Source organism: Shewanella sp. SM29 (assembly GCF_025654245.1).
Classification (GTDB): Bacteria; Pseudomonadota; Gammaproteobacteria; order Enterobacterales; family Shewanellaceae; genus Shewanella; species Shewanella oncorhynchi.
In genome coordinates, this window is record NZ_JAKKRN010000015.1 from 114,986 (window position 1) to 125,078 (window position 10,093).

Genomic DNA, 10,093 nt, shown 5'->3' on the forward strand with positions numbered 1-10,093 from the left:
GGTATATTCAGTTAGCCAAAAACCGCGCCAATTTGCACGCGGTTTTCAATGGAAATTAACAGCAAGCTAATGAATAATTACAACTTTTTTTAACTTATTTTAAGGTCTTCCAAAACATGATCTGCAGCCTGGAATGCCAACGCTGCCAAAGTGAGGGTTGGATTACCCGTTGCAACCGTTGGAAACACTCCGCTACCCACTAAAAACAGATTGCTATGATCCCAAGATTGCTGACGAGGATTCACCACCGATGTATCTCTGCAGTCCCCCATTCGATACGTCCCCACAATGTGTCCAGCACCGTAAAACGTAAAATTATGGCCCTGATATTCAAAATTATTCGACGTTACTTGACTCTTATCACCATAAAATACCGGCGCAGGCGGAGCCTTGGTATATTCCCGCGCATCAAGGGCGTCAAAGAGTTTGGTCGAAATATCTTTAGCCGACACGAACGCATTGCGCACATAATCCTCGCGTACACGATAGGTTAATTTGGGGCGCGGCAAACCTAAGTTATCTTTCAGCGTCTCCGACAACTCGACACGGTTTTCCGGATCAGGTAATTGTTCAATTAAATAGCCCATACGAATTTGCCGTGTGTAAATACCATTCAAGGTATTCACCAGTGAGGCACCAAATAAGGCGCTATTCGCAGACATGGCGGGATCAAACCGTAATGGAATCCCCTGCTGATTGACAGAATCCCCATTTAATTGCGAATTATTTTGCCCAAATACAAAATCAGCTAAGGTCGTGAATGGATCATTTGCTGCCCACTGCCAACCTTCATTGCCGATTTCAATACGATAGGCGGCACGGTCTTTACGAAAGGCGCCATCACGTAAACTTTCTATACCCGCAGTAGATAAAGGCCCCCGAAAACCATAGACAGGATCTTTCGCCAGACCCCAGGCCAAATACATAATGTGATCCATCAAATTACGCCCCACTTGATCGCTATGGTTGGCGACGCCGTTCGGACAGGCTTTATTACGTTTAGACATGAGCAATAATTTAGGCGTCTCAATCGCGTGAGCTGCAATCACATATTTTTTACCCGTAACGGTACCGCCGCCCGTCGCTATCCCTCCGTGAGTTTGATAGGTCACATAATCAATACCAACAACATCCTTTGTATTTTCATCCACTTGAACATTTGTCGCAACATGACGATAAAACACATCAACATTGCCGGTTTGCAATGCTCGCCCGAGCGTCACAGTGGCATCGTATTTGGCTTGGATAGGGCAAATAGGAATACAATTCGTATTCCCCGCACATTGACGACGTTCACCCGGTAATGAATTGCGCCCCTGGGGGGTTGGCGTGACTGACAATTGAATATTGTCGTACACCATATCGCTCACAGCTTGTTCATATTGTTGATCAACTAAAGATGAAACAATGCCAGGCATTGGGTAATCGTAATTCGGCCCATAAACACCATCCGGTGAAACATTAAATCCGCGATAAAGCTGATCCATCGCCTCTTTGTCACCGGCGACGCCAATCTCATTGGTCGCCTGTTCATAGTAAGGAACCAGCGCCTGATAAAATTGTTTTCCACCGGGCCAATCCACACCCTGCTTATACTGGGTTTGCAACTCAAAATCATTGGGCAATAGATGCAAACTGGTTCCTAGCCAATGCCAAGTTGTGCCGCCGCCAATACGCTCATAGGAACTCGCAAAAGCAAACTTTGCTTCAGGGCTGTCAGGTTTCAAATGCTCAGACTGCGGCGTGTAATCGAAATAACATTGCTTTGGATTGCGCCATGCGCCAATTTGCAACACGGTATAACGCGGCACATTCTCCTTCGCGGGATCAGGCAATCCGAGTGGATTATCCGCCGTCGATGCCGCTGGATTTTGCGTGGTTGGAGGATAAGGTGACTCTGGTGTTTTAGCATTGGCTTTAAAAAAGGTTTCCATGTAACCACTGCGGTCAACCGGCACTTCCTGCCCTGCTTCGAGGATTAATACTTTTTTCCCCGCCATCCCCAGTTGATAAGCCATGATAGAACCGGCAATACCTGATCCCACAATAATGACATCGTAATTGGTTTGAGTGCTCATACAGCACCTCCTTGATGACCCGTATATGCCGACAGTACAGCGGGTGGTTTCGCCCAATAGCCATAGCGATAATTTGAATCCCCCATCGGATGAGCCTGCATAACTTGCCAAACTAAACCTGTGGTATAACTTTTTGCCGAAATCATATCGCTAACCGTGGTTTCCGGCTCAGTATCCGTCGCGGGAATAATGGTTGGCCATGCACCTGAGTACCACATAAAAATCAATTTACGACAGGCCAACACAAAATTAGCCCCGTTATCTGGCGCCAGCATTTGCGTGCCAATTTGTTGATCTAATAATTGCTGCGCTTTTAACGCCGCAAATTTTTGCAGAATAGTTGTAACTAAAGTTAGGTCCTTCGATTCTTCGGTTATTTTTTGCGTAAACACGGCTAAGTATTCGGATTTAATATCCACGGGATCCAATGTCGGGGCAATAATACTGGTAGCAAAGCCGGTTAATACCGCGCTCAAACCAATAAAATTATTCATAGTATCGGCAGTCGCGCCTGTAATATCAGTCATGATGAGTTCCTTTCGTAAATTATTGCGCGCGTTGCAGCAAGTAAGTGAAATCAGCAAAATTACCGTTAGTGGTTGCCGCATTATTGTGACAAGCCATACAGCTACTTGATGTTTGCTTTACCGAACCTTGGATATAAGTTTCGAGCGTGGTGTTCGCTAAAAATGAGGGAGCAGGCACGCCCGTTGGATCGGTGGGATTTTTGGCATCGGTAGGCCATTGCGTACTGATCAATTCGTAGTTCTTCCATACCGATCCCGGCACTACAGCGTCGAGTGCTGCGTGATAACTGGCATTTAAGGCTTTAGCGTCGGCAGTGATAGGAATGACGCGTTCCACTTGAGTTGGTTTAGTGTGCGGGTTTGCCGGATCCCAGGGGCGTGCTGGTGGTTCATTCACTTTGCAGTCAGTACATTTAGCATCGTAAAAATTATATGCCGACAATGATGCTGACTCACCTTGGGTTGGCGCGTTAGCGACATGCTCAAAGGTAGACCAAATCCATTGTGGTTCACCCGTGGTTTTGTGAGCAATGTGAAACCCCACTAGACCGACTTGTTCAAGCGCACACGCGGGCTTGACCCCGTGTTGCTCTTCGGGATTGTTATAAACTAGCGCATAAGTCGTATAGTAATTCGTCGCATCAAACTTGCCGCCCATTTTTATCCATGAGGCCTTAAGCATGATAGAACCTACCTGCCCGGTTTTACTGTCGCTCGCGGTAAAATCGACATCGGCATTAAACTGTTTCTGTCCTTTTTTACTGTAGAGGTTATTGTCCAAAATAAAATTGAACATGGTTTCATTGGTTAATATTTCATAACGGGTATAAAGCCCGTTTTGATCAATCAATGGACCCGTTGTAAAAGGCTCACCACTTTCATCCAACACATTCGGGGTCTTCCCTACTTGCGTTAAATAAATAGTCCCTTCAGGAATGGACTTTGGATCAATACTTTTGCAAACATCCGGCACATTATTGGACTGATCCCACCCAGGTGGTTTTACGCCATCGGGTAAAAAAATCTCCCGGCTTTCCTTCCAATGCAGCCACACGACTGGCTGGTTAGTTTTTTGCCCAATGGTAGACATAGTATTGGGTGTGCCATCGGCATTTGCTGGCCAGTTAAGTGCAATAAACGATTGCCAAGAAAAATCATCAAAATCATGTTGCAGGCTTTCGAGTGAGACTGGGGATTTTGCTGTGATTTCCAGCGGCATAACAGGGCTTAACGTGGGTAGCGTTATAGCTGCTTTTGTCTCTACTGGTGCTTCTGCATATACAGCAGCACTCATACACAAAAAAAGCGCTCTATAGCTAAAATTTTTGATAGACATGAAATTAACTCTCCTTGTTATTGGGACTTATTCAATGCTTAAAACGTTTACGACTCCACTTTCTTTAACGACTTAAAATCAGGGCTTTCACAACACCCGCCACTGCAGGCGTGATGTCACAATACAAATAGCGAACAAAACTTGACCTCAACCAAATCCCAATAAATGGGTTTCGATATTAAAATTGAAGTTTGCTGTTTTGATCGCAGTCTCTGGCTCACTGAGCAGGTCTGAACAGAATGATTGATACGGATAAATATTAACGTCTTTCATTGAAATTCCTTTTCATGATTGCGTTTTATCACGATACCTTGAGCCTAGATAATCCATTGAGGATCACCTCAAATGAAACCTAGTTATCTCAGTGGAAGGGTTAAACACTCCTGTGTTCCCGTAGTGAAAACAATTCTATGCTGCAGAAATAAAAGTAACCTTCTGAAAATATTCCATGTTAAAAGATTGTTTACGTTTCACTTATTGTCAAGCGTGAGGCAGAAGGTTTATTTTATTTGTAAAAAAGCCCGCCACACGACACGACGATAACAGCAGTAAAAGCATAATGTGATATCAAGAGTTCAACATTGATCTGAAGTCTGCGAGGGCCAAGCGTGGGCAGTGCTCCAATACTGACTAAGCGATCGTAAAATCGGTCGCAACCACGCGCGGCCTATTCTTATTTGGTAGCCATTGATTCAACAATAACTGTCAAAGTTTGGAAGATTTCGACTTGTTTTCATCATTAGATTCTGTAAAGAGTCACTCAGCATCTGATTATATGGCCCTGCTAATGACTTTATAAACACTTTGACTGAAACAGAACACAACTGGTTCTTACTGTTGAAACAGGAAATCTATTTTCTTGTACTGACGAAAACCCTAAGATTAAAAATGATGCCATTTGGGGATGCTTTGACCTACTTAGGTAGCCCTGTAAAATATGACCATGTCGTTCCACTTGTTTCCCTCAATTGAGCCGCAGCATACCTTCACAAACTTGTTATTCACCGATGTTTGCCCATAACCAATACATTTATACCTTTATAATTCACTTGTTCTATAGGCTTAAACCCATGATGTAAGTACAAACCTCCAGTTAAATCTTCTGTTTGAAGATATAATTTTTTCACGCCTATTTTATGTGCTAGCGATATTATCTCTTTCACAAGTTTTGAGGCGACACCCTGTCCCCTAGCCTGCTGAGTGACGTAAACACCACCAAGCCAAAATTCAAATTCTGGGTATATGTCCATTTCTCGAATTTTTAGCTCTGCTGAACCAGCAAGAACACCATTTACTTTTCCAATGATCAGAATAGGCGCGGTATCTCGATTTATTGATGCAGAGACTTTTTCAACGACTTCCTCCTTGGTATAACTACCATTGTCTTGGCACCATTCGTTGAAATACCAACTAGCTACCGTGTCTATCGCAGAGGGATTATCGGCAAGTAATGAAATTTCCATATATGTCCTTAGATGTACAACGATTTGATTTTCTTTATGAACAACATCTTACCAACTTAACCTTGTAAGGCAAGCAGCCCACAACCATTGATGTTTGTAGTCAAACTATACTGATATCTATTAATGACTTTATGATGATGTTTACTTTGCTGTGGCTTTATTGAAAGTTCGGAATGGCATGACTTCTAGGTTGAAAGTAACCTCATCACATTAGCTTTTTTATAGCCACAACTTTATTCGCCCTACTTGCATTTTAAACTTTGAAACAAGCTTTGGGGCATTTTAGAGTTAACCGATTTTAAGCACGCCACGCTTTAATCGTTTCTGTTGCTAAACCAGCTAGCTGTTTTGAAACTTCACGACCTTTGTAAATTGACGTTGTGTCTTTTGCAATTGGAACAGAATAATGAATATCGTGAGCAAGATTATTTAGATACTCGCGGCCACCACCTTCATAATTTTGCAGTTCCTGACCATTGAGCTGGATCATATAGCTATAGCCAAATGCACTCATGTTGCAATTTGCATTCAAGTACAAGCGACCTTCATGCTCCAAAAGGAACCATACTCGGTTTTCAGAATCCATTACTTTCATCGTCATCTCGCATAAGGGGATTTACCCGAACTTATCATAAAACCCAAACCGTAAATGGAAATACGCATCTCAACGGAACTTTTCGGTCAATTGATCTAATAAAGCTTCCATACTCTGCTCGAGGAGATCGAGCACTAGTTCAAAACCCTGTGCGCCGCCATAGTAAGGATCTGGTACTTCCGTTATTTGCGTATCAGCATAGGACAACATTAACTGTAACTTGTGTTGATACTCAACCGGACAACGGCTAAGCAGATCCGCCAAATTGGCATTATCCGCAGCTAGAATTAAATCAAAATGCTCAAAATCAGCATTCACCACCTGCCGCGCCCGCATGCCCTCGAAACTAAAACCCCGCTTTTTACCAGCCTCAATAGCGCGGCTATCGGGCTTATCCCCTTGGTGATAACCAATAGTACCCGCCGAATCCACCTCAATATTAAGCCTGCGCTCAGCAATCTTAAAACGACAAACCGCCTCTGCCGTCGGTGAGCGACAAATATTACCCATATAAACACAATAAACAAGATAAATTGCAATAAAATCAATTGATTAATTGCTATTTGAGGTGTTTTTGTAGAGAACATTGAACAAATTTAAATGCTATTTTAATCAATTACTTATTTTGGGTTTTGGAGAGAGAAAGTGTGAATAACGCACCTTCTAGATGCAAAACTGGACCTCTACTTCAATAAGTAGCAAGTCTATGCTGTTCCTTGCACCCTGCTATGTTATCGCCGAGAGTGACACTGGCAATGGCGCAGATGCTCCAGCCATCACGGTAGTGTTTAATACCCTGTGGCAATTTATGTAGTACTATTTGAAATTATTTTTTATTTTCAAGAAAATCACTTTTTGGAAGTATCCTGCAGCTGAATAGAGACGGTCCAATAATCAGTCGAACCAAAGTAACGCCCACAAACAGCGAACTATCAGATAAAATCGGCAATACACTGCACATTACAGTATCCGACCTGCAACCCACGTTTCCAATACATCAGCCAGTTTAATGAGTTGTTCTTGATGCTTGGATTTGTTTTTCGCTAGGTTTTGGATATTCAATAGCTTCCATCTCACCGCAGGTAGTGCCGCGACGCTCGGTTCATCAAACAATGACCAATCAGGCTGACCCTGTTTAAAGGATAATAAAAAGTCTCTGTCTTTTGCAGTAAAGTGATGCTGCAACGCTATCAGCATTTCTGAGCGAGTTAAAATCAGCTCATCGAGTTTAATCGGCTTTGTCGTCATTCCATTGAATTCAGTTTGAAAGCTTTCATCAAGCGGTTTCCAGCGTGGAGACATCACTTCATTAATAGGCCTTGGATGGCTAAGTGTATAAGTGAGAAAGCCGACCAAAATCTCTCGACTGATCCCCTCTTCCGCCAGCAGCATTTTCACATCGAAAAGATCCCTTGGGTGCTGTCTATCCATCGCTGCACATAACTTACCACCGTATAGATCAGGCAGGCTTACAACGGGGATCTCTGCATACCCAAATTCTTCTTCAACTAACTCAACGACTGGCATTAATACCGCTTTGTGTAGCGTACCTCTCGCAACAGGAGAGACTTCAATTTTTATTGTGACTCTATCACTTGTCACGACAACCCTGAGCTCATCATATTTATTGTCTTGAAATACTGCACTAAGGTTCGGTTGTAGATTGATCTGCGCAGTCAAACGACCAAGCGCTTCCTTCACACTTTGTAGCGCTTGTTCCCTTGGCTCCAAAGGAAGATAAGCCAAATCGATATCGACCGATAAGCGTGGGAAGTTGCGCACAAATAGGTTGATAGCCGTACCGCCCTTTAGGGCAAATACCTTCTCTTGGGCGACGAGCGGCAGCATCCGAATAAGCAAGGTCACTTGCTGGTAGTATATCGATGACTTATTCATATTGATTTTCTTCTGTCTTAATAAACGATGCCGGCACTGTTATTTGATACCGCCCATCGTAACGGCCATGAGCCACCACCTGACGCTTTCCCGCGCCTAGCGTGATTTGCTGCTCATCTAGCCTTTTGCTCCACTGATGTTGATAGTAGTGGCCTAAAAAGAGAAATACGCGATTAGCTTGTACGGCTTCACTTCGATTCAGTATTGACTGTATTTTACGTGGACTGAGATTCACTAACCCTTGAAACAGCTCCGCGGCATGCTCAAAACTGATATGTTTGCCAATGGCATTGACGACCTCATAGGCTGCAAGCTCCGCACAACTTGCCTTAACTTCCCTATTGTTCACCCCTATAGTAATAAAGTCTTTTTCCAACGTTTGGGTCAGCTTGCTACTGGTATAGAAAAGCCAGTTTTGCTCCTCCAATTCGCGGAACCACTTTGGCAACGCCTGCTTACTTTGACAGCCAACCCAAACTTGCTCGCTGCTTAGTTGAAGATAATGACTAAGCCCTTGATGTGTTAGGCTACTGACTCCCGCAAGGTGAACAGGAAGCTTTAGCTGCTCATTCACAGCCTTGAGCGCTTCAACCCAATGAGGCTGTAACTTACCTGTTGACTCAGGACGAACGTAAACCCCCGCACTTATCTTGTACAACCAACCACTCTGCACATATTTTCTCACCAAAGATGAGCTGATCTCATTTTGTGTTAACCACGACTGAAGCACTACCGCACCAGGACTCGTATGATTAATAAGCCAGTTTATTTTTGATGACATAATTGCACCATAAGTACCAAAATATAGAGTAAATTAAACCAAATATAGAAGCAGAGTTTATAAATTGCAACATATTAGGACCTAAAGTGCACTTTTAACGTGAATTATAAACTAACTGAATGAGAGGGGGCGCCGCCGTTGTTCCGCGGTTAAATACAATCAGTCACCATCGAGCATAAAAAATGCAATATCGATTTTTGCATGAGATTAGATCAGTTCTCTTGAGATTTGATTTATTCTAGGGAAACGCCCCATAATAGCCGCAAACTATGCTCTAGTGCGGATTTTAGGGGCTCGCTTGAATCAGTCTGGTACAGAGTGATTCACTAGCTCATTTTTGGACATCTCAGAGTTATATTTTTAGCTCAAACTAATGAATTTAGGATTAATATTTCTATGGGTAATGCCTAAATCAGCCGCCGAAGGCGATCGGCTGGATTGACTTGTTACATTTCCTAAATTCAAAGCTATCGCTCAAGTCGTACACGAAGTCGTCTTGCTCGTTCTTGAAATGCAGACTCGCCACCTTCTAAAATATCGCGTACAGCTGTTCGAATCGAAGCATTTTCTAACCCTCCAGCACGATAAGTGATTGGTGGTAAACCGCCGGCTTGATGTGCTCCAACTTCAGCAATAATAATTTGATCCGCATCAGTGTTAATTACAAGGTTTGCATTGTGTGTGACCATAATTACTTGTCTTTTTGCTTTTGCTGCAATGAACAACGGTACAAGCTCATCATTTACTGATTTAGGATCTAAGTTTTCTTCAGGCTGGTCAATAATTAAAGGGCGATCGTCTGCTTCATCCAAAGCAAGATAAAGCAACAGTAGTACTATTCCCCGCGTTCCTGGTGATAACTTACGTATGTCAGTCTCATCATATAAAATTTCATATCTAATCGAGATGTGATCTGTTCCATAAAGCCAAAGTGCGAAACTTTTTAACCAACCTTTATACTCGTTCTGTTGCTTTTCATATGGCGCATGAGCAAGAATATCTGAAAGGTAAGTAGTAACGAAGTTTGTTATTGCAGCCTTAATATCTTCGGAAGTTCCTTGCTCCCAAGCTGGCCTAAGCATTTCTTCAGCCCGTGCAGTTAAAGCACCTTTACCATTGAAAGGCCCTGCTTTGCGACGATCTAGAAGATGTTCTTCGGCATACGCCCCTGTAGTGGCACACTAATTTTGGCCACCTAAATAGAGGTGATATTATTACCTCGTAGATGACTTTAGGTGAACACATGAGATCGACAACCAGAAAAACATTTAGTGCTGAATTCAAACTTGAAGCTGCCCAATTAGTCCTCGATAAAAACCATAGCATCATCGAAGCTGCAAAGGCGATGAACGTAGGTAAATCCACTATGGATAAATGGGTGAGACAGTTAAAACTAGAACGCCAGGGTGGCACACCA

The 10,093-nt window shown here is 43.1% G+C and carries 11 protein-coding genes; 1 reads left to right on the forward strand and 10 read right to left on the reverse strand.

Features of this window, described 5'->3' with window-relative positions; genetic code table 11:
• Nucleotides 1-89: 89 nt before the first annotated feature.
• From L5L77_RS12390 to L5L77_RS12435, 10 genes are all read right to left on the reverse strand, one after another.
• On the reverse strand, nucleotides 90-2,078 hold the full coding sequence (locus L5L77_RS12390) for a GMC family oxidoreductase (RefSeq protein WP_263185165.1): 1,989 nt from the start codon (nucleotides 2,076-2,078) through the stop codon (nucleotides 90-92).
• Entirely contained in the window at nucleotides 2,075-2,605 is a 531-nt protein-coding gene (locus L5L77_RS12395) for a hypothetical protein (protein WP_263185166.1), read from the reverse strand. Before L5L77_RS12395 ends, L5L77_RS12390 begins: the two co-directional genes overlap by 4 nt.
• A gap of 19 nt (nucleotides 2,606-2,624) precedes the next feature.
• The gene (locus L5L77_RS12400; protein WP_263185167.1) at nucleotides 2,625-3,941 is read right to left on the reverse strand and encodes a hypothetical protein; all 1,317 of its coding nucleotides are present in this window, start codon (nucleotides 3,939-3,941) and stop codon (nucleotides 2,625-2,627) included.
• 147 nt (nucleotides 3,942-4,088) lie between these two features.
• A complete protein-coding gene (locus L5L77_RS12405; protein WP_263185168.1) occupies nucleotides 4,089-4,214 on the reverse strand; it encodes a hypothetical protein in 126 nt (41 codons plus the stop codon).
• A gap of 728 nt (nucleotides 4,215-4,942) precedes the next feature.
• Nucleotides 4,943-5,404 carry a GNAT family N-acetyltransferase gene (locus tag L5L77_RS12410; RefSeq protein WP_263222815.1) on the reverse strand — a complete coding sequence of 154 codons (462 nt, stop codon included), beginning with the start codon at nucleotides 5,402-5,404 and terminating at the stop codon, nucleotides 4,943-4,945.
• A 298-nt stretch (nucleotides 5,405-5,702) separates the two neighbouring features.
• Nucleotides 5,703-5,999, reverse strand: a complete 297-nt coding sequence (locus L5L77_RS12415; RefSeq protein ID WP_263222818.1) for a hypothetical protein — start codon at nucleotides 5,997-5,999, stop codon at nucleotides 5,703-5,705.
• Between the two features lie 69 nt (nucleotides 6,000-6,068).
• Nucleotides 6,069-6,509 (reverse strand): low molecular weight protein-tyrosine-phosphatase, encoded by a 441-nt coding sequence (locus tag L5L77_RS12420; RefSeq protein WP_049821717.1) that lies wholly within the window; start codon nucleotides 6,507-6,509, stop codon nucleotides 6,069-6,071.
• 450 nt (nucleotides 6,510-6,959) lie between these two features.
• Nucleotides 6,960-7,895, reverse strand: a complete 936-nt coding sequence (locus tag L5L77_RS12425; protein WP_028760212.1) for a nucleotidyl transferase AbiEii/AbiGii toxin family protein — start codon at nucleotides 7,893-7,895, stop codon at nucleotides 6,960-6,962.
• Nucleotides 7,888-8,676, reverse strand: a complete 789-nt coding sequence (locus tag L5L77_RS12430) for a type IV toxin-antitoxin system AbiEi family antitoxin (protein WP_106649805.1) — start codon at nucleotides 8,674-8,676, stop codon at nucleotides 7,888-7,890. Before L5L77_RS12430 ends, L5L77_RS12425 begins: the two co-directional genes overlap by 8 nt.
• Nucleotides 8,677-9,143: 467 nt before the next feature.
• Complete coding sequence (locus L5L77_RS12435) at nucleotides 9,144-9,758, reverse strand: AAA family ATPase (protein WP_263222823.1); 615 nt, start codon at nucleotides 9,756-9,758, stop codon at nucleotides 9,144-9,146.
• Between the two features lie 161 nt (nucleotides 9,759-9,919).
• On the opposite strand from L5L77_RS12435, the gene L5L77_RS12440 reads away from it, so the two are divergent.
• On the forward strand, nucleotides 9,920-10,093 hold a 174-nt coding region (locus tag L5L77_RS12440; RefSeq protein ID WP_263148818.1), incomplete at its 3' end, for a transposase.

Bases quoted from the DNA above. Each gene is read 5' to 3' on its own strand.
- L5L77_RS12435 (WP_263222823.1), bottom strand. From the start codon at position 9,758: ATGCTTAGGCCAGCTTGGGAGCAAGGAACTTCCGAAGATATTAAGGCT.
- L5L77_RS12425 (WP_028760212.1), bottom strand. From the start codon at position 7,895: ATGAATAAGTCATCGATATACTACCAGCAAGTGACCTTGCTTATTCGG.
- L5L77_RS12405 (WP_263185168.1), bottom strand. From the start codon at position 4,214: ATGAAAGACGTTAATATTTATCCGTATCAATCATTCTGTTCAGACCTG.
- L5L77_RS12410 (WP_263222815.1), bottom strand. From the start codon at position 5,404: ATGGAAATTTCATTACTTGCCGATAATCCCTCTGCGATAGACACGGTA.
- L5L77_RS12430 (WP_106649805.1), bottom strand. From the start codon at position 8,676: ATGTCATCAAAAATAAACTGGCTTATTAATCATACGAGTCCTGGTGCG.
- L5L77_RS12390 (WP_263185165.1), bottom strand. From the start codon at position 2,078: ATGAGCACTCAAACCAATTACGATGTCATTATTGTGGGATCAGGTATT.
- L5L77_RS12400 (WP_263185167.1), bottom strand. From the start codon at position 3,941: ATGTCTATCAAAAATTTTAGCTATAGAGCGCTTTTTTTGTGTATGAGT.
- L5L77_RS12415 (WP_263222818.1), bottom strand. From the start codon at position 5,999: ATGAAAGTAATGGATTCTGAAAACCGAGTATGGTTCCTTTTGGAGCAT.
- L5L77_RS12420 (WP_049821717.1), bottom strand. From the start codon at position 6,509: ATGGGTAATATTTGTCGCTCACCGACGGCAGAGGCGGTTTGTCGTTTT.
- L5L77_RS12395 (WP_263185166.1), bottom strand. From the start codon at position 2,605: ATGACTGATATTACAGGCGCGACTGCCGATACTATGAATAATTTTATT.